Origin of the sequence: Paraburkholderia flava (assembly GCF_004359985.1) — a bacterium.
GTDB classification, from domain to species: domain Bacteria; phylum Pseudomonadota; class Gammaproteobacteria; order Burkholderiales; family Burkholderiaceae; genus Paraburkholderia; species Paraburkholderia flava.
In genome coordinates, this window is sequence record NZ_SMRO01000002.1 from 1,859,928 (window position 1) to 1,878,094 (window position 18,167).

17 protein-coding genes are annotated in these 18,167 nt (G+C 64.2%); 7 read left to right on the forward strand and 10 right to left on the reverse strand.

What is annotated here, in order from left to right:
- Nucleotides 1-62 precede the first annotated feature (62 nt).
- The 5 genes from E1748_RS19775 to E1748_RS19795 all read right to left on the reverse strand — a co-directional run bounded on the left by E1748_RS19775 (nucleotide 63) and on the right by E1748_RS19795 (nucleotide 4,666).
- Entirely contained in the window at nucleotides 63-932 is an 870-nt protein-coding gene (locus tag E1748_RS19775) for an SDR family oxidoreductase (protein WP_133648848.1), read from the reverse strand.
- A gap of 207 nt (nucleotides 933-1,139) precedes the next feature.
- On the reverse strand, nucleotides 1,140-2,138 hold the full coding sequence (locus E1748_RS19780; protein ID WP_133648849.1) for an NADP-dependent oxidoreductase: 999 nt from the start codon (nucleotides 2,136-2,138) through the stop codon (nucleotides 1,140-1,142).
- A 93-nt stretch (nucleotides 2,139-2,231) separates the two neighbouring features.
- Nucleotides 2,232-2,741: a PaaI family thioesterase gene (locus tag E1748_RS19785; protein WP_133648850.1), complete on the reverse strand. Its 510-nt coding sequence runs from the start codon at nucleotides 2,739-2,741 to the stop codon at nucleotides 2,232-2,234.
- A 19-nt stretch (nucleotides 2,742-2,760) separates the two neighbouring features.
- Complete coding sequence (locus E1748_RS19790; protein WP_133648851.1) at nucleotides 2,761-3,063, reverse strand: Dabb family protein; 303 nt, start codon at nucleotides 3,061-3,063, stop codon at nucleotides 2,761-2,763.
- A 121-nt stretch (nucleotides 3,064-3,184) separates the two neighbouring features.
- Nucleotides 3,185-4,666: an aminotransferase-like domain-containing protein gene (locus E1748_RS19795; RefSeq protein ID WP_133648852.1), complete on the reverse strand. Its 1,482-nt coding sequence runs from the start codon at nucleotides 4,664-4,666 to the stop codon at nucleotides 3,185-3,187.
- A 179-nt stretch (nucleotides 4,667-4,845) separates the two neighbouring features.
- Here E1748_RS19795 and E1748_RS19800 point away from each other — a divergent pair, with 179 nt between their 5' ends.
- Nucleotides 4,846-5,238 carry a hypothetical protein gene (locus tag E1748_RS19800; protein WP_133648853.1) on the forward strand — a complete coding sequence of 131 codons (393 nt, stop codon included), beginning with the start codon at nucleotides 4,846-4,848 and terminating at the stop codon, nucleotides 5,236-5,238.
- 74 nt (nucleotides 5,239-5,312) lie between these two features.
- Here the strand turns inward: E1748_RS19800 and E1748_RS19805 are convergent, their stop codons facing one another.
- Nucleotides 5,313-7,274, reverse strand: a complete 1,962-nt coding sequence (locus E1748_RS19805) for a PAS domain-containing hybrid sensor histidine kinase/response regulator (protein WP_133648854.1) — start codon at nucleotides 7,272-7,274, stop codon at nucleotides 5,313-5,315.
- A 239-nt stretch (nucleotides 7,275-7,513) separates the two neighbouring features.
- Here E1748_RS19805 and E1748_RS19810 point away from each other — a divergent pair, with 239 nt between their 5' ends.
- Nucleotides 7,514-7,990, forward strand: a complete 477-nt coding sequence (locus E1748_RS19810) for an LEA/WHy family protein (protein WP_133648855.1) — start codon at nucleotides 7,514-7,516, stop codon at nucleotides 7,988-7,990.
- 17 nt (nucleotides 7,991-8,007) lie between these two features.
- On the opposite strand, the gene E1748_RS19815 is transcribed toward E1748_RS19810, so the two are convergent.
- From E1748_RS19815 to E1748_RS19830, 4 genes are all read right to left on the reverse strand, one after another.
- Nucleotides 8,008-9,186 (reverse strand): acetyl-CoA C-acyltransferase, encoded by a 1,179-nt coding sequence (locus E1748_RS19815; protein ID WP_133648856.1) that lies wholly within the window; start codon nucleotides 9,184-9,186, stop codon nucleotides 8,008-8,010.
- Nucleotides 9,187-9,264: 78 nt separating this feature from the next.
- Nucleotides 9,265-9,891 carry a bifunctional nicotinamidase/pyrazinamidase gene (gene pncA, locus E1748_RS19820; protein ID WP_133648857.1) on the reverse strand — a complete coding sequence of 209 codons (627 nt, stop codon included), beginning with the start codon at nucleotides 9,889-9,891 and terminating at the stop codon, nucleotides 9,265-9,267.
- A gap of 39 nt (nucleotides 9,892-9,930) precedes the next feature.
- Complete coding sequence (locus tag E1748_RS19825) at nucleotides 9,931-12,015, reverse strand: 3-hydroxyacyl-CoA dehydrogenase NAD-binding domain-containing protein (protein WP_133648858.1); 2,085 nt, start codon at nucleotides 12,013-12,015, stop codon at nucleotides 9,931-9,933.
- Between the two features lie 180 nt (nucleotides 12,016-12,195).
- Nucleotides 12,196-13,905 (reverse strand): 3-(methylthio)propionyl-CoA ligase, encoded by a 1,710-nt coding sequence (locus tag E1748_RS19830; RefSeq protein ID WP_133648859.1) that lies wholly within the window; start codon nucleotides 13,903-13,905, stop codon nucleotides 12,196-12,198.
- 158 nt (nucleotides 13,906-14,063) lie between these two features.
- Here E1748_RS19830 and E1748_RS19835 point away from each other — a divergent pair, with 158 nt between their 5' ends.
- The 5 genes from E1748_RS19835 to E1748_RS19855 all read left to right on the forward strand — a co-directional run bounded on the left by E1748_RS19835 (nucleotide 14,064) and on the right by E1748_RS19855 (nucleotide 18,090).
- Entirely contained in the window at nucleotides 14,064-15,620 is a 1,557-nt protein-coding gene (locus E1748_RS19835; protein WP_133648860.1) for a protein adenylyltransferase SelO, read from the forward strand.
- A 103-nt stretch (nucleotides 15,621-15,723) separates the two neighbouring features.
- Complete coding sequence (msrB, locus tag E1748_RS19840; RefSeq protein WP_240766693.1) at nucleotides 15,724-16,176, forward strand: peptide-methionine (R)-S-oxide reductase MsrB; 453 nt, start codon at nucleotides 15,724-15,726, stop codon at nucleotides 16,174-16,176.
- A gap of 280 nt (nucleotides 16,177-16,456) precedes the next feature.
- On the forward strand, nucleotides 16,457-16,987 hold the full coding sequence (locus E1748_RS19845) for a septation protein A (RefSeq protein WP_133648861.1): 531 nt from the start codon (nucleotides 16,457-16,459) through the stop codon (nucleotides 16,985-16,987).
- Nucleotide 16,988: 1 nt separating this feature from the next.
- Complete coding sequence (locus E1748_RS19850) at nucleotides 16,989-17,300, forward strand: BolA family protein (RefSeq protein ID WP_133648862.1); 312 nt, start codon at nucleotides 16,989-16,991, stop codon at nucleotides 17,298-17,300.
- 10 nt (nucleotides 17,301-17,310) lie between these two features.
- Entirely contained in the window at nucleotides 17,311-18,090 is a 780-nt protein-coding gene (locus tag E1748_RS19855) for a peptidylprolyl isomerase (protein ID WP_133648863.1), read from the forward strand.
- Nucleotides 18,091-18,167 lie beyond the last annotated feature (77 nt).

The window sequence follows — 18,167 nt, forward strand, 5'->3', positions numbered from 1 at the left end:
CGATGAAAGAAGCGGAAAAAAGCAGCGCCGTATGATGCCACGCCACAGAGCAAATGCAGTCGCTACGCCGACGTCTTCACATCCGGTTTCAGCGACATCGGATCGGTCGGGTCGCGCAGTTGCTCGATGTCTTCGTGACGCAGCCGGACCGTCTCCATGATCGGCGGATGCGTGACGATGTAGAAGCGCCGTTCGCGGATCGCGTCGAATGTGAGATCCGCGACATCGGCGGCACTCAGCTTGCCGGACTGCACCGCACGATGCAGTTGCTTGCCCGCGGTGATCTGCGAGTGCGTCGGCGCGGCGTCGTTGCGGAGCGACTCGGGACGACTGCGCTCTGCATTCGAGATGCCGGTCGGCACGAACGCCGGACACAGCAGCGAGCAGCCGACTGGACCGCCCGCGAGCTTGAGGTCGTGATACAGCGTCTCGGTCAGCGACACGACCGCATGTTTCGACGCGTTGTAGACGCCCATCGCCGGCGGCGACAGCAGCCCGGCGACCGACGCCGTGTTAATGATGTGCGCGGGCTCGTCCTGTCGCAGCATGATCGGCGTGAAGATTCGCACGCCGTGCGCGACGCCCATCACGTTGACGCCGAACACCCACGCCCAGTCGTTCGCGCTGCTTTCCCATATGAACCCACCCGAGCCGACGCCCGCGTTGTTGAACAGCAGATGGACCTTGCCGAACGCATCGAGTGCGGCGAGCGCGAGCGCTTCGACCTGGGTGGGATCGGAGACGTCAGTGGGCACGCCGATCGCATCGGCGCCTGACGTGCGCAGTGCATCGACGGTTTGTGCGAGCGCGGCGGCGTCGACATCGGCGAGCACGAGCTTCATGCCGAGCGACGCGCCCTTCTCCGCGAACGCACGACCGAAGCCGCTGGCCGCGCCAGTTATTACGGCGACTTTGCCGGGGAAATCGAACATGGTGTCTCCTTGTCGACCCGAGTTAGCGCTTTAGCGCTTACTCGGGTCCCATGCCGGAGTTGGCGTTTTAGCTGTCGAACAGAGTTAGCGCTTCAGCGCTTACTCTGATCCCATGCAGAGCACCGTACTCCGGCGTCGATGCCTGTTGGCGCGAAGCGCCTACTGCGCGTCCACCCCAGATGATTGCCGTGTGACTCAGAAGATCAATCAAACCAGCTTAACCAGCTGCTTCCCGAAATTCTTCCCCTTCAACAACCCCAGAAACGCCTCCGGCGCAGCATCAAGCCCCTGAGCAACCGTCTCGCGATACTGCAGCTTGCGTTGTGCGACCAGCGTACCGAGCTGCGTCAGCGCTTCGGGCCACACCTCCATGTGTTCGCTGACGATAAAGCCCTGGACAAGCAAGCGCTGCGTGAGCATCAGCGCCGGATGCTTGAGCGGTAACGGCGCACCATCGTAGTTCGCGATCATCCCGCACAGCGCGATGCGCCCGAACGCATTCATCCGTGCGAGTACCGCATCGAGCACCTCACCGCCGACGTTCTCGAAGTACCCGTCGACGCCATTCGGCGTCACCGCCTTCAGGTCCTTATAAAGATTGCCCGCCTTGTAGTCGACGCACGCGTCGAAGCCGAGTGTCTCGACCACATAGCGGCATTTGTCGGCGCCGCCCGCGATGCCGACCGCGTGGCAACCGGCCAGCTTTGCCAGTTGACCGACCACGCTGCCGACCGCGCCGCTCGCCGCACTGACGACCACCGTTTCGCCGGCCTTCGGCGCGATGATCCGGTTTAGCCCGTACCACCCGGTGACGCCCGGCATGCCGACCGCACCGAGGTACGCGGACAGCGGCACGTGCGTATCGTCAATCTTGTGCAGTTCCTTGCCGTTCGACGTGCCGTACTCCTGCCAGCCGAACATGCCGACCACCTTGTCGCCGGCTGCGAATTTCGGATTTTTCGATTCGACCACTTCGCCGACCGTACCGCCGATCATCACTTCGTTCAGCGGCTGCGGCACCGCATACGATTTGGCGTCGTTCATCCGGCCGCGCATATACGGGTCGAGCGACAGGTAGTGATTGCGCACGCGCACCTCGCCATCCGCGAGGGAACCAAGCGGCGTTTCGACGAGCTTGAAGTTATCGGTCGTCGCGGCACCTTGCGGGCGCGAAACGAGCAGGACCTGCCGGTTGATCTGGGTCATCGCGGGTGTCTCCGTGGATTGATCGCTCATTGATCGTTTAATCAAGGCACTAATGAAAACAGCAACCGTGCTGCGCGAATTACTGCACGAAACTTAGCCGTCGCTCGGTCCGGGCGTCGCCGACGGATCGCTGCGCAGCCGCTGATGCGTGACGTCGCGGCCCACCGCGAGCCGTCGCATGTACTTGAACGTGCCGAGCGCCTTCGCGACGAAGTGCCCTTCGCTGTCGCGGATCTCGCCTTCGCAATAGGCCATCGTCGTCGAGCGGTGCAGCACGCGCGCATACGCGCGCAGTTCGCCGCGACCGGGCTGCATGAAGTTGACCTTCATCTCGACGGTGACGACGCCGACACCGTCGGCGGCGAGACTGCGGGCCGCCATCGCGAGCGCGACGTCGGCGAGCGTCATCGTCACGCCACCGTGCGCGACGTCCCACGTGTTCATGTGATCGGGTGCGAGCGGCAGCACGACTTCGCTCGACCCATCGACCGCGCGCACCAGACGCACGCCGAGATGATCGACGAACGGGCTTTCGATCGCGGGCGGCGATGTGCGCTTGCCTTCACCGGCGGATGAAGGTGTGTCGCGAGGGGTATCAGTCATTGCGTGTTATTGCTGCGGATCACACTTCGAAATCGACAGCCTGACGCGCCTCGCGCACCGCGCCGACGAACCCTTTGATCGCTTCGTGCGTCGGGTGAACCTGATACGCATCGAGCGCGGCCTTGTCGGCGAAATCGGAAATCAGCACGACGTCGTAGCTCGATTCGAGACCGGGTGTCGCGACGCCGACTTCGAGATGAAGAATGCCCGGCACGATGTCGCGGCAGCCTTCGAGTTTTTCTTTCAGCTTGAGCGCGTTCTGTTCGCGCGTCGCGCCTTCGGCGTTGTCCTTCAACTTCCACATCACGATATGACGGATCACGGTATGACCTTCGTTCAGATTTCGAAATACCCAGGGAACACACAGGGAGGCTAACGAGGATACCCGATCGCGACGCTCTTTTCACCGAGGCGGTACTCGACCAGAACGGCACCGGAACAACTCAGGCGTCGACTCCAGCCATCCGCACCGCGAGCGCGCCGAGCGTCGCGACCGCATCGTGCATCGTATCGAGATCGACTGCGCGGCAACTCAGGCGCACGAAGTGATCGAAGCGCCCCGCGTTCGAGAAAACCGTCCCGGGCATCACGCGAATGCCGGCGGCGAGCGCCGCATCGAACAGCGCTTCCGACGACACCGTCTGCGGCAATTCGATCCAGAAGCACATGCCGCCGCGCGGCGGCGTGAAGCGCGTCCCGTGCGGAAACGACTGCGCAACGGCCAGCGCCATCCGGTCGCGCTGCACGGCAAGCCGTTCGCGCAAGCGGCGCAGATGCCGCTCATACGCACCCGTCTCGAGGAACCCGGCAAGCACCGCCTGCGAGAACGGTTCGTTGGGCCGTGTCTGCGCAAACTTCAGCATCGCGATCCGCGAACGCCAGCGTCCGCCGTCCATCCAGCCGACCCGCATACCCGGCGCGAGTGTCTTGTTGAACGACGTGCTGTAGATCACCGTGCCGTCGATGTCCCAGGCCTTCAATGGCTTAAGCGGCGTAGCACGCTCGCCAGGCAGCGGATCGACCAGATCGCGGTACGGGTCGTCCTCGATCAGCGCGACACCTGCCTGCGCGCACAGCGCGACCACCCTCGCCTTGTGCGCGTCGGGCATCACGCTGCCGAGCGGATTCTGCAGATGCGGCACGACCACGATCGCCTTGATGTCCGGATGCGTCTGCAACGCGAATTCGAATGCCTCGACGACGAGGCCCGTCGTCGGGCTCGCAGGGATTTCGAGCGCGCGCAGGCCGAGCGTCTCGAGTACCTGCAGCAGACCGAAGAAGCACGGCGATTCGACCGCCACCGTATCGCCGGGCTGCGTAACCGCGCGCAGTGCGAGATTGATCGCCTCGATGCCGCCATGCGTGACGATGATCTCGTCGGCGGTCGTTTCGATGCCCGCCTCGAGCGCGCGCCGCGCGACGACCGCGCGCAGTTCGGGGTCGCCGCGATCGTGGCCGGGCGTCGTCAGCAGCGAAGGCCGTTGACGCAGCACGCGCTGTGCCGCCTTCTGCAATGCGTCTGTCGGATAGAGGTCCGGCGCGGCGGTTGCTCCACCGAGATTCAACGCGTCCGGAAAGCGCTGATACCGCGCGACGATCGACGACACGGCCGTATGAATGCCGACGAACTGCGCGTCGCCGGGCACGCTGTCCGCATCGGGTTCGAGCGCAGCGGGCAGCGCGGTGGTCCGCTGCGGCTGCACGTAGTAGCCGGCGCGTGGCCGCGCGTGAATCAGCGCCGCGCGTTCGAGCGCGCGATAGCTCTCGGTCGCGGTCGACAGGCTTACGCCGTGCCGCTGCATGAACGCGCGCATCGACGGCATGCGGTCGCCTGGTCGCAGGATGCCGCTGTCGATCGCTCGACGGTACTGGTCAGCCAGTTGTTGATAGAGCGGCGCGGCGTGTAGCGAAGTCTTGTCGGTCATGGGGCGATGGTGCGCATCGACGACCCGATGCGACAGATACAGGTCGCGTGTTTTCGGACCGGTACAGCGCATCGCCGGGCTGGTCTGCACCGGTGCAGACCACTTGCCACTGTGGCTGTTTCGCGCGCGACGAGGGTCATAAGCTGGAGGCGTTCTGTTTCCGTTGCCGAGGCTCCATCATGTCCGCACTGTCGTTGTTCGATCGCCCCACTTCCTGCGCTTCTTTCGAGCGATGGCAACTCGAACCCGGACAGACCGCGATGCACGATGTCGCCGCGCACACGTCGATCGTCGCGGTGGCCGGCGATATCGATCTGACGTTTCGCGATCACTCGCTCGCGTGGCTCGGCGCCGACATGCCGGTCGTTTGCGTGACGGTGCGCGAAGGCGAACGCTACTGGATCGAACAGCGCGGCGCGATCTGGCTCGCTGCATCGGCACGCACTCACAGCAAGCAGCACAACCGCTGCATCGTTCACGCGGAATCCGCCCGCACTGCATCGCGGTACGCGTTCGCGGCGCGACTGCAAGTGTGGACGCGAATGTGGACGCGAATGTGGCTGAGAACGTAGGCGCGAGTCACGGATCTCCGCGCCCATCTGCGCAACGTCACGCGCAGCGACATACGAAGCTGAACCCCACCCCATCACGGACGCGGCGTAGCCGCGATGAACTCGTCGAGCAGCGCGATATCGACCGGCTTCACCAGGTGCAGATCGAAGCCCGCCTCGGTCGTGCGCTCGCGATCGCTGCGCTGACCAAAGCCGGTCATTGCGATGAACCGCGTGCTCGCCAGTTCAGGCAGCGCGCGCAGCAGTTTCAGCACCGCGAAGCCGTCGATGCCCGGCATCGCAAGATCGATCAGCGCGACGTGCGGCAGCAGGCGTCGCGCGGCATCGGCCGCGCCGCTGCCGTGATAGACGACCTGCGCCTGATGGCCCTTCATCTCGAACAGCATCGCGAGGCTATCGGCGGAATCGCGGTTGTCGTCGACGATCAGCACACGCAGCGGCAGCACGTGATCGCCGGCCGGCACATCAGCACCGGCGACGGTCCGAAGATCGATACCGATACGCGCCGGCAACCGCACCGTGAACGTGCTGCCCCGACCAGGCCCTTCGCTTGCCGCGGAGATCGTGCCGCGATGCATCTCGATCAGCGACCGGCACAGCGTCAGGCCGATGCCCAGCCCGCTCTCGACCAGGCTCTCCTGCGTATGCGCCTGCGAGAACAGCCCGAAGATCGACTCCAGCGCGTCCGCTGGAATGCCGCTGCCGGTATCGGACACGCGCAGCACCGCGGTGTGGTCTTCGAGCGTCGCGTGGATCCGGATGACCGTGCCCGCCGGTGAGAATTTCGACGCGTTGTGCAGCAGGTTCTGCACGATCTGCACGAGACGCGTCACGTCGCCGTTCACGCTGATCGGCGCGTTTTCGATGAGCAGGTCGATTGTCTGGTCGCGTGCGTCGACGAACGGCTGCGCAGCCTCGACGCTGCGCGTCAGTACGTCGAGCAGATCGACCGGCGCGAGCCGCAGTCCGATCTTGCCGGACGTGATCCTGCCGACGTCGAGCAGATCGTCGACGAGCCGCGATAGATGCGTGACCTGCCGGTCCATCATGTCGCGGCAGCGGGCCACCGTTTCGCTGACGTCCGGTTCGAGCTGCATCGCGGCGAGCGCGTTGCGGATCGGCGCAAGCGGATTGCGCAGTTCGTGTGCGAGCGTCGCGAGGAACTTCTTCATGTGCTGGCTCGCGCGCTCGACTTCCTCGAGCCGTTTGCGCTCGCTCATGTCGCGCGTGACCTTCGAGAAGCCGCGCAACTCGCGCTTCTCGTCGTAGACCGCAGTGATCGTCACGTTGGCCCAGAACGTCGTGCCGTCCTTGCGCACACGCCAGCCTTCGTCCTCGACGCGGCCCACCTCGCGGGCCAGCGCAAGTTCGCGCTGCGGCTTGCCCGCTGCAATGTCTTCGGGACCATAAAACACCGAGAAATGCCGCCCGAGGATTTCGTCGCGCCGGTAGCCCTTGATGTGCGTCGCGCCCATGTTCCAACTCATCACGTGGCCGTCCGGGTCGAGCATGAAGATCGCGTAATCGCGCACGCTCTCGACCAGCAGACGGAAACGTTCTTCGCTCTGCCGCAGCGCTTCCATCGACTGGCGTTGCGCGGTCAGATCGCGCGTCACTTTCGAGAAGCCGCGCAACTCGCCGTGACCATCGCGCAGCGCGGTGATGATCACGTTGGCCCAGAACAGCGAGCCGTCCTTGCGCACGCGCCAGCCCTCGTCTTCGAAGCGGCCGTGCTGCGCAGCCTGCTGCAGTTCATAGTCGGGCCAGCCGCGTTCGACCGCTTCGCGCATGTAGAAGCGCGAGAAATGCGAGCCGAGGATTTCCTGTTCCGTATATCCCTTGAGTTTCGCCGCGCCCGAGTTCCAGCTCATCACGTGGCCGGTCGCGTCGAGCATGAAGACCGCGTAATCCTCGATCGACTGGACCAGTGCGCGGAAGCTCTCCTCGGTCGGCACGGGGAGGTCTGCGGCGGGCACGTCGGCAGGACCAACGGGGTCGGAAGAATGTCGTGGGGACGGACGATCGGACTCGCTCATGGAAGCGGGCATCGAGGGAAAGTGGACAGGGTTGTAAGGGACCAAGCATACACCGGCCACCCCGTCGCGCGCACGCCTTTGGGGGCGTGCCTGGCAATCCTATACGGGTACTTACCAGGAAGCAGGCACGGGGCATGGGGCATGCACTGCTCGTGCGTACAATGATTGGTCGTACCGTGTATTTCAGGAGATCTGCGTCGATGCCGTTAGCTCACACCGTGATATTTCGCGCGCAACGCATGCGTACCTTCGCTGCCCTCGTGTTCGCTGCGCTAGCGTTATCGATTCTCAGCGGCTGCGCCGGGATGCTCGGCCGCGATCCGCTGCGGATCGCCGTTGCCGGAATCGAACCGTTGCAGGGTCAGGGCCTGGAAATGCGCTTCAATCTGAAGCTGCGTGTGCAGAATCCGAACGACACGCCGATCGACTACGACGGCATCTCGCTCGACCTCGCGCTGAACGGCAAGCCGTTCGCGAGCGGGGTCAGCGATCAGCGCGGCGTGGTGCCGCGTTTCGGCGAGACGACGGTGAGCGTGCCGGTCACCGTGTCGGCTTTCTCGGCGGTGAGGCAGGCGTTTGCGTTCGCCGGCCAGGCGCAGAGCGGCGAGTTTCCGTACGAACTGCACGGCCGCCTTGCGGGCGGCCTGCTTGGCGGAACCCGCTTCACCGACCAGGGCACGCTGTCGTTGCCCGCAACCGGCGCCGGCTACTGGTAGCGATCGTTTGGTAGCACTCAGACGATTTCGAACAACCCGGCGGCGCCCTGACCGCCGCCGATGCACATCGTCACGACGACGAACTTCGCGCCGCGGCGTTTGCCTTCGATCAGTGCATGGCCGGTCAGCCGCGCGCCCGACACACCGTACGGATGGCCGACCGCGATCGCGCCGCCGTTCACGTTCAGGCGCTCGTTCGGGATGCCGAGCTTGTCGCGGCAATACAGCACCTGTACCGCGAACGCCTCGTTCAGTTCCCACAGGCCGATGTCGTCGACCTTCAGGCCCGCTTTCTTCAGCAGCTTCGGCACCGCGAACACCGGACCGATGCCCATCTCGTCGGGCTCGCAACCCGCGACCGCGAAGCCCCGGAAGATACCGAGCGGTTGCAGCCCTTCGCGTTCCGCGACGGTTGCGTTCATCACGACACACGCCGACGCACCATCGGAAAACTGGCTCGCGTTGCCGGCAGTGATCACGCCGCCCGGCAGCGCGGTGCGAATTTTCGACACGCCTTCGAGCGTCGTGTCGGCGCGAATGCCTTCATCCGAATCGATCGTTACTTCTTTCGTGAAGAGCCGGCCGCTTGCCTTGTCCGCGACGCCGGCGAGCACCGTCATCGGCACGATCTCGTCGTTGAACTTGCCGGCTTCGCGTGCGGCGGCCGCGCGCTGCTGCGACTGCACGCCGTATTCGTCCTGACGCTCTTTCGCGATCGAATAGCGCTTCGCGACGTTCTCGGCGGTCTGCAACATCGACCAGTAGATCTCGGGCTTGTTCTTGTTGAGCCAGCCCTCGGCGAGCATGTGGCGGTTCATCTCGTTCTGCACGCACGAGATCGACTCGACGCCGCCCGCGACGTACACGTCACCCTCGCCCGCGATCACGCGTTGCGCGGCGAGCGCAATGGTCTGCAGACCCGACGAACAGAAGCGGTTCACCGTCATGCCGGCCACGCTGACCGGCAGGCCCGCGCGCAGCGCGATCTGCCGCGCGATGTTCGCGCCGGTCGCGCCTTCCGGATTCGCACAGCCCATGATCACGTCTTCGACGCGCGCCGGGTCGATTTTCGCGCGCTCGACCGCGGCCTGCGTGACGTGACCGCCGAGCGTCGCGCCGTGCGTCATGTTGAAGGCGCCGCGCCACGATTTGGCGAGGCCCGTGCGGGCAGTCGATACGATTACGGCGTCGGTCATGGTGTCTCCACTTTCGCTTTCGATGATGTCTGGGAATAAGGTTCGGGGCGCGCTTCTCTTGATTGCACTCAGCTTCGTTCAGCGCAGCACGTCGGCCGACTGCACGCGCGCGACGCCGGCAGCTTCGAGCTGGCGCCACGCGGCATCGAGCGAGCCGTTGAGGTCGATCGCGCGCGACGCGTCTTCGATCAGCGCGACGTCGAAACCGGCCGCACGCGCATCGAGCGCGGACCAGCCGACGCAGTAATCGGTCGCGAGTCCGCAGCACCACACGCGTTTCGCGCCGATGTCGCGCAGATAGCCGGCAAGTCCCGTTGACGTCGTGCGGTCCGCTTCGACGAACGCGGAGTAGCTGTCGACTTCGGCGCGCAAGCCTTTGCGGATCACGAGACGCGCGTGCGGCACATCGAGTTCGGGATGGAACTCGGCACCCGGCGTGTCCTGCACGCAGTGCACCGGCCACAGCACCTGGTTGCCGTACCGCATCTCGATCGTCTCGAACGGCTGACGCCCCGGATGATTCGCGGCAAACGAGCGATGCGCGGCCGGATGCCAGTCCTGCGTCAGCACGACCTGGCTGAATTCACGCGCAAGCCGGTTCACGACCGGCACGATCTCGTCGCCATGCGCGACGGCCAGCGCCCCGCCCGGCATGAAATCGTTCTGCACGTCGACGACGAGCAATACTTCGTCGGCACCCTTCATCGCGTCACCTCGCTCATACGCTCACACCCATGCAGCGTTTCAGCCGTTGAAGCCGCGGCCCTGCGCGGCCAGTTCTGGAATGCTCGTCGCGATCTGCCATCCGTCGCCGTTCGGCTGCGCCGCATACCGACGAATCGCCCGCTCGACGTTGTAGAGCCCGACGGTGTCCGCATACAGCATCGGACCGCCGCGCCACAGCGGAAAGCCGTAGCCGGTCAGATAGACCATGTCGATGTCCGACGCCTTCGACGCGATGCCTTCTTCGAGAATCTTCGCGCCTTCGTTGACGAGCGCGAACACGAGGCGTTCGACGATCTCGTCGTCGGCGATCTTGCGGCGCGTCGCGCCGGCTTCCTTCGAGTACGCGACGATCATGTCGTCGACAAGTTGCGACGGATGCGCGGTGCGGTCGCCGGGTTTGTAGTCGTACCAGCCGCCGCCGGTCTTCTGACCAAAGCGGCCCGTTTCGCAAAGACGGTCGGCGATCTTCGAGTAATGCAGGTCAGGATGTTCCTGATAACGACGCTTGCGGATCGCCCAGCCGATGTCGTTGCCGGCGAGATCGCTCATCCGGAACGGGCCCATCGCGAAGCCGAATTTCTCGATCGCGCGATCGACCTGCGCGGGCAACGCGCCTTCTTCGAGCATGAACAGCGCCTGACGGATGTACTGCTCGATCATCCGGTTGCCGATGAAGCCATCGCACACGCCCGACACCACCGCCGTTTTGCGGATCTTCTTCGCGATCTGCATCACGGTGGCGAGCACGTCTTTCGCCGTGTCCTTGCCGCGCACGACTTCGAGCAGCTTCATCACGTTGGCCGGGCTGAAAAAGTGCATACCGACCACGTCCTGCGGACGCTTCGTGAATGCGGCGATCTTGTTCAGATCGAGCGTCGATGTGTTGGACGCGAGGATCGCGCCGGGCTTCGCCACTTCATCGAGCCGCTTGAACACCTGCTCCTTCACGCCGAGTTCTTCGAACACCGCTTCGATGATCAGGTCGGCGTCTTTCAGATCGTCGTAGGACAGCGTCGGGGTGAGCAGCGCCATCCGTTCTTCAAGCGCTTCGGGTTTCAGCTTGCCCTTCTTCACCGTGCCTTCGTAGTTCTTGCGGATCGTCGCGAGGCCACGATCGAGCGCGTCCTGTTTCGTTTCAAGTAGCGTTACCGGCACGCCCGCGTTGACGAAGTTCATCGCGATGCCGCCGCCCATCGTGCCCGCACCGATCACGGCGACGCGTCGGATGTCGCGCGCCGGCGTATCGGACGGCACATCGGGAATCTTGCTGGCCGCGCGTTCGCCAAAGAATGCGTGACGCAGCGCGCGGCTTTCCGGCGTCTGCACGAGCGCGATGAAGCAGTCGCGTTCGAACGCGAGGCCCTTGTCGAAGCCGTTCTTCACGCCGGCTTCGACCGCGTCGATGCACTTGTGCGGCGCCGGGAAATTCTTCGCGATCGCCGCGACGCTGTTGCGCGCGTACTGGATGAAGCCTTCCGCATTCGGATGCTCGATCTTGCGATCGCGCACGCGCGGATGCGGGCCGCTCTGTGCGCCGACCTTGCGGGCGAACGCGAGCGCCGCGTCGGCCAGATCGCCTTGCGCGATTTCATCGAACAGGCCGCTGCCGGCGAGTTTCTCCGACAGCACCGGCGCGCCGGACACGATCATGTTGAGAGCCGCTTCGAGACCGATCGCGCGTGGCAGACGCTGCGTGCCGCCGGCACCCGGCAGGATGCCGAGCTTCACTTCGGGCAGTGCGATCTGCGCGCCGGGTGCGGCGATCCGGTAATGCGCGCCGAGCGCGAGCTCGAGGCCGCCGCCCATCGCGACGCTGTGGATTGCGGCGACCACCGGCTTCGCGCTGCTTTCGACCGCCTTGATGACGGTCGCGAGCGTCGGCTCCTGGGTGGCCTTCGGGGTGTTGAATTCGGTGATGTCGGCGCCGCCGGAGAACGCCTTGCCGGCGCCCGTCAGCACGATGGCCGTGATGGCCGGATCGGCGAGCGCCTGGGTCAGCCCGTCGACGATGCCGGCCCGGGTCAACAGACCGAGGCCGTTGACCGGCGGATTGTTGAGCGTAATGACGGCGACGCCGTCACGAGTCGTGTAGTCCACTGCCATCTGTCTGCCTCCATGCCTCGGTGCGAACCGGAGAGGACGCGGCGCAACGCCGCATCCGGCCCGAATCATTGTCCGTCATTCGCGGACCAGAAGGCAGGATACACAGAAAAGCACGCTCGTTCAATTCGAGATTTTGTTTTGTTCCGGCGCGGGTCGGTTCGACTGGTCCTGCGCGCTGGTTCAGTTGGCCCCGTCCCTTCTCTCTGCATCCCCGGCGGCGGTTTCATCGAGCGGGCAGTCGACGCCCAGTGCCGACGGCAACACATAATCGCGGAACCGCTCGCGCAGTTTCAGCTTCTGCAGCTTGCCGGTCGCGGTGTGCGGCAGTTCGTCGACGAACGCAACGTCGTCCGGAATCCACCACTTCGCGACCTTGCCTTCGTAAAACGCGATCAGCTCGTCGCGCGTCACGTCGACGCCCGGCCGACGCACGATGACGAGCAGCGGCCGTTCGGTCCATTTCGGATGCGAGCACGCGATGCATGCGGCCTCCGCGACGCCGGGATGCGCGATCGCGATGTTCTCGATATCGATCGAACTGATCCATTCGCCGCCGGACTTGATCACGTCCTTGCTGCGATCGGTGATGTGCAGGAAGCCGTCGGCATCGATCGTCGCGACGTCGCCGGTCGGAAACCAGCCGTCGACGAGCGGCGATTCGTCCTTGCGGAAATATCGGTCGATGACCCACGGACCGCGCACATGCAGATCGCCGAACGCGACGCCGTCCCACGGCAGATCGCGGCCGTCGTCGCCGACGATCTTCATGTCGACGCCATAGATCACATGGCCCTGCTTCTCGCGCAATTTGCGCTGCTCATCGGGCGAACGCTGCGACTGTTCCCACGTGAGCTTCGCGAGCGTGCCGAGCGGCGACATCTCCGTCATCCCCCACGCGTGAATCACCTCGACGTTGTACACGTCCTCGAACGTGCGGAGCATCGCGGGCGGACACGCGGAGCCGCCGATCACGGTCCGCTCCAGCGACGAAAACCGCACGCCGGCTTCCTTCATGTAATTGAGCAAACCGAGCCACACAGTCGGCACGCCCGCCGAAAACGTGACCCGCTCGGTCTCCATCAGTTCATACAGCGACTTGCCGTCGAGATCCTTGCCCGGCAGCGCCAGCTTCGCGCCGGTGAGCGCGGCCGCATGCGGAATGCCCCACGCGTTGACGTGGAACATCGGCACGACGGGCAGCACCGAATCGCGCGCGGACAGACCCATCGCATCGGGCAACGCGGCGCCGAACGCGTGCAGCACGGTCGAGCGATGCGAGTACAGCGCGCCTTTCGGATTGCCGGTCGTGCCCGACGTGTAGCAGAGAAACGATGCGCTGCGCTCGTCGAGCAACGGCCAGTCGAACGCGCCGTTCTGTGCGGCGAGCAAGGTCTCGTAACTGAGCACGGGGGTTTCCATCGACGGCAGATGCGCTTCGTCGCACAGCGCAATCCAGCCGCGCACTTTCGGACAGCTCGACGCGAGGCAGTCGATCAGCGGTGCAAACGTCGTGTCGAATAGCACGTAGCTGTCGTCCGCGTGATTGACGATGAATGCGATCTGGTCGGGAAAGAGCCGCGGATTGATCGTGTGGCACACCGCGCCGAAGCCGGCAGTGCCGTAGTACGCCTCGACGTGCCGGTAGCCGTTCCATGCGAGCGTCGCGACGCGTTCGCCGGGCTCGACACCGAGCGCGATCAGCGCCTGCGCGAGTTGCTTCGAACGCTGCTCGCAGTCGCGCCACGTGTAGCGATGCAGATCGCCTTCGATCCGCCGCGACACGATCTCCGTGCTGCCGAAATGCCGGGCGGCATGCGCGATCAGCGAAGACACGGTAAGCGGCGCGTCCATCATCTGGCCGAGCATGGGTGTCAACTGCGGCGTCGTCATATGAAGGCCTCTCCCTCGCGATGCATTTTTTGAGATGAATCTGGCGTGAAACTGAATGGTTCCGAGGGCCGAACGGCACGCCGTATGCGCGGCGAATCGGTGTCCTGCGGGGCGGCGGGCGCCGTCTTACAATATCGGCTAAACCAGAGGCGCTCAACATGTCGTTTTCCCCAAGCAGTACCGGGCTGTTCGCATCGATACCGGCGTTCGCGCATGCGCTCGGCGGTCCGCACGAAGGCTCGTTCGCGCAGCTCGGCACCACTTTCCTGACCCGTCTGCCCGCCACGCCGTTGCCCGCACCGTACGTGGTCGGCTTCTCGGCGGAGACCGCGGCGCTGCTCGGCCTCGACCCGTCGATCGTCGACGATCCCGGCTTCGCCGAATTTTTCTCCGGCAACACCACACGCGACTGGCCTGCCGACGCGATGCCTTACGCATCGGTGTACTCGGGCCACCAGTTCGGCGTGTGGGCCGGCCAGCTCGGCGACGGACGCGCGCTCGGCCTCGGCGAAATCGAACACGCGGGTGCACGCTACGAACTGCAGTTGAAAGGCGGCGGACGCACGCCGTATTCACGGATGGGCGACGGCCGCGCGGTGCTGCGCTCGTCGATCCGCGAGTACCTGTGCTCCGAGGCGATGCATCACCTCGGCATTCCGACGACGCGCGCGCTCTGCGTGACCGGTTCCGATCAGCCGGTGCGTCGCGAAGAAGTCGAAACGGCTGCGGTCGTCACGCGGGTCGCGCCGAGCTTCGTGCGCTTCGGACATTTCGAACACTTCTATTCGAACGATCGCGTCGATGCGCTGCGCGCGCTCGCCGATCACGTAATCGACCGTTTCTATCCGCATTGCCGTTCCACCGACGATCCGTACCTCGCGCTGCTCGGCGAATCGGTGCATTCGACCGCCGACCTGATCGCGCAATGGCAGGCCGTCGGCTTCTGCCACGGCGTGATGAACACCGACAACATGTCGATCCTCGGACTGACGATCGACTACGGCCCGTTCGGTTTTCTCGACGGCTTCGATGCGAACTTCATCTGCAACCACTCCGATAGCCAGGGCCGCTACGCGTACAAGATGCAGCCGCAGATCGCGTACTGGAACCTGTTCTGTCTCGCGCAGGGATTGCTGCCGCTGCTCGGTGGCCAGTACGACGAAAGCACGCGCAACGAGCGGGCGATCGCGGACGCGCAGCGTGTGCTCGAAGGCTTCAAGACCCGCTTTGCGCCGGAACTCGAACGACGGATGCGCGCGAAGCTCGGCCTCGAAAACGAACGCCCCGGCGACGACGCACTCGTGAACCGTCTGTTCAACGTGATGCAGGCAAACCGCGCCGACTTCACGCTGACGTTCCGCCATCTCTCGCAGGTGTCGAAGCACGACGCGAGCGGCGATGCGGCGGTGCGCGATCTGTTCATCGATCGCGCGGCGTTCGACGGGTGGGTGAACGACTACCGCGCGCGGCTGTCCGAAGAAACACGCGACGATGCGTCGCGCGCAACCGCGATGAACCTTGTGAACCCCCGCTTCGTGCTGCGCAATCATCTCGCCGAAATCGCGATCCGGCATGCGAAGGAGAAGGATTTCTCCGAGGTCGAACGGCTTGCCGCCGTGTTGCGTCGCCCGTTCGATGAGCAGCCGGAACATGCCGCGTATGCCGCCCTGCCGCCCGACTGGGCGGGTTCGCTGGAAGTGAGTTGCTCATCGTGACGTATTGCCCCCCGCTCCCGATCCTTGCTCGACGCCGGCTGCCCTCAACCGGCACGGCGTTGATTCCCCCACACTCATTCGTCCCTACAGACAGGACCCGACCATGAACTCCGACGATCAGAAAGCCGCTTCTCCCGCTTCACAATCCGATGCTTCGCGCGACGATTACCCCGTGCAGAAAGACGATGCCGAATGGCGCAAGCAACTGTCCGGCATGGAATACGAAGTGACGCGCAACGCCGCGACCGAGCGGCCGTTCACCGGGCAGTACTGGGACCACTGGGATCGCGGCATCTACGACTGCGTGGCCTGCGGCACGCCGCTGTTCGAATCCGACACGAAGTTCGACGCCGGTTGCGGCTGGCCGAGCTACTTCAAACCGCTTAACGGCGAAGTGATCGAAGAAAAGACCGACCGCGCGCACGGCATGCTGCGCATCGAAGTGCGCTGCAAGAACTGCGGCTCGCATCTCGGTCACGTTTTCGAGGACGGCCCGGCGCCGACCGGGCTGCGGTACTGCATCAACTCGGCTGCGCTACAATTCGAGCCCAAGTGACGGTCGGGCCTGCCTGGACAAGCCGCCTGCCGATGCACGACGCGGCTCGCGGCAGGTGTCTGGATGGGCCTGCGGTGCGGGTTGTGCGGATGATGCGGATCGTTCAGGTTGCGCTGGCGAATGCGGCTCGATGGCCGTATCACGCGGCGACTCTGAACCGCGACGCGAACCCGCTGTGGCGCCTGACATCCACCCGCGACCCTCACCGGTACGACGTCCGACGGCCCTGCGCGACGCACCCGCCTTCGACGTCCTTCATTTTTCGATTCCCGGCCCGACAATGAAATTTCTGTTCGATCTGTTCCCGATCATCCTGTTCTTCGTTGCGTTCAAGATCTGGGACATCTACACCGCGACCGCGGTGGCGATCGTCGCGACGCTCGTGCAGATCGCGTGGGTGGCATTCCGCCATCGCAAGGTGGATACGATGTTGTGGGTGAGTCTCGGCGTCGTCACGATCACCGGTGGTGCGACGCTGGTACTGCACAACGACATGTTCATCAAATGGAAGCCGACCATTCTCTACTGGGGCTTCGCGGTCGCGCTGATGGTGTCGCAGCTTGCTTTCCGCAAGAACCTGATCGAAACGATGATGGGCAAGCAGATCACCTTGCCGCATCGGGTGTGGGGACAGCTGAATGTGGTGTGGGCACTGTTCTTTGCGCTGCTCGGCATCGTTAATCTATTCGTCCTGTATAACTTCTCGACGAATGCGTGGGCCAATTTCAAGCTGTTCGGCACGACCGGCGCTCTCGTGGTGTTCATCGTCGCGCAGAGTCTGTGGCTGGCGAAATACATGAAGGAAGAATGACATGAGCGACGCGTTCCTGAACGCCACGGCGGCCGAGCGCATCGCGCTGATCGATGCGCGGTTGCGCGAGGCGCTCGCGCCGGTCGACTCGCTCGACGTGCGCGACGACAGCGCACAGCATGCGGGCCACGCCGGCGCGTCTGCCGGCGGCCATTACAGCGTGACGATCGTTGCTGCGGCATTTGCCGGCAAGGCGCGCGTGGCGCGTCATCGGCTGGTGTATGATGCGCTGGCCGACGCCATGCAGCGCGGCATTCACGCCCTCGCCATCACGGCCTTTACGCCAGAAGAATTCAATTTGCTGTCCCGTTAGGAAACTTCCGATGACTTCGAACAAAACCCGTCTCTGGGTCTTGCTGGCTGCGTTCGCAGCCGCACCTGCATTTGCACAGAACATCGCCGTCGTGAACGGCACACCGATTCCGAAATCGCGCGCCGATGCGTTGATCGCGCAGCTCGTGCATCAAGGGCAGCAGGACACGCCGCAATTGCAGACTGCGGTGCGCGAAGAACTGATCAACCGCGAAATCCTGATGCAAGAAGCGGCTCGCCGCGGCCTGCCGACGCGTCCTGACGTGAAGGCGCAGATCGCCGTCGCGGATCAGACGGTCGTACTGCGCGCGCTGATCGAAGACGTCGTGAAGAAGACCCCGCCGACTGACGCCGAAGTGACCGCGCGTTACAACAAGCTGGTGGGGGATGCAGGTGGCAAGGAATATCACCTGCACCACATCCTGGTCGACAACGAACAGCAGGCGAAGGATCTGATCGCGAAGATCAAGGCCGGCGCGAAGTTCGAAGATCTGGCGAAGCAATATTCGAAGGACCCGGGATCGGGCAAGAACGGCGGCGACCTGGATTGGTCGGATCCGAAGGCTTACGTGCCGGAGTTCGCGGCAGCGGCAGCGAAGCTGAAGAAAGGCGAGATGACGCAGACGCCGGTGCATACGCAGTATGGATGGCACATCATCCGTCTGGATGACACGCGGCCGATCACGCCGCCGCCGCTTGAGCAGGTGAAACCGCAGATCGTGCAGCAGTTGCAACAGGAAAAGCTGCAGGCGTTTGAAGAAGGGTTGAAGAAGAACGCCAAGATTCAATAAGCAGTAGGGGCCGCTCGCAGAGCGGCTTTTTTGTTTTCTGATATTTGATTTTTGTTTTTTTTAATGCCTGTGCAGGC

Excerpts from the sequence above, each read along its gene's own strand:
- E1748_RS19775 (WP_133648848.1), bottom strand. The coding sequence starts at position 932 with ATGTTCGATTTCCCCGGCAAAGTCGCCGTAATAACTGGCGCGGCCAGC.
- E1748_RS19780 (WP_133648849.1), bottom strand. The coding sequence starts at position 2,138 with ATGACCCAGATCAACCGGCAGGTCCTGCTCGTTTCGCGCCCGCAAGGT.
- E1748_RS19785 (WP_133648850.1), bottom strand. The coding sequence starts at position 2,741 with ATGACTGATACCCCTCGCGACACACCTTCATCCGCCGGTGAAGGCAAG.
- E1748_RS19795 (WP_133648852.1), bottom strand. The coding sequence starts at position 4,666 with ATGACCGACAAGACTTCGCTACACGCCGCGCCGCTCTATCAACAACTG.
- E1748_RS19800 (WP_133648853.1), top strand. The coding sequence starts at position 4,846 with ATGTCCGCACTGTCGTTGTTCGATCGCCCCACTTCCTGCGCTTCTTTC.
- E1748_RS19805 (WP_133648854.1), bottom strand. The coding sequence starts at position 7,274 with ATGAGCGAGTCCGATCGTCCGTCCCCACGACATTCTTCCGACCCCGTT.
- E1748_RS19810 (WP_133648855.1), top strand. The coding sequence starts at position 7,514 with ATGCGTACCTTCGCTGCCCTCGTGTTCGCTGCGCTAGCGTTATCGATT.
- E1748_RS19815 (WP_133648856.1), bottom strand. The coding sequence starts at position 9,186 with ATGACCGACGCCGTAATCGTATCGACTGCCCGCACGGGCCTCGCCAAA.
- pncA (WP_133648857.1), bottom strand. The coding sequence starts at position 9,891 with ATGAAGGGTGCCGACGAAGTATTGCTCGTCGTCGACGTGCAGAACGAT.
- E1748_RS19825 (WP_133648858.1), bottom strand. The coding sequence starts at position 12,015 with ATGGCAGTGGACTACACGACTCGTGACGGCGTCGCCGTCATTACGCTC.
- E1748_RS19830 (WP_133648859.1), bottom strand. The coding sequence starts at position 13,905 with ATGACGACGCCGCAGTTGACACCCATGCTCGGCCAGATGATGGACGCG.
- E1748_RS19835 (WP_133648860.1), top strand. The coding sequence starts at position 14,064 with ATGTCGTTTTCCCCAAGCAGTACCGGGCTGTTCGCATCGATACCGGCG.
- msrB (WP_240766693.1), top strand. The coding sequence starts at position 15,724 with ATGAACTCCGACGATCAGAAAGCCGCTTCTCCCGCTTCACAATCCGAT.
- E1748_RS19845 (WP_133648861.1), top strand. The coding sequence starts at position 16,457 with ATGAAATTTCTGTTCGATCTGTTCCCGATCATCCTGTTCTTCGTTGCG.
- E1748_RS19850 (WP_133648862.1), top strand. The coding sequence starts at position 16,989 with ATGAGCGACGCGTTCCTGAACGCCACGGCGGCCGAGCGCATCGCGCTG.
- E1748_RS19855 (WP_133648863.1), top strand. The coding sequence starts at position 17,311 with ATGACTTCGAACAAAACCCGTCTCTGGGTCTTGCTGGCTGCGTTCGCA.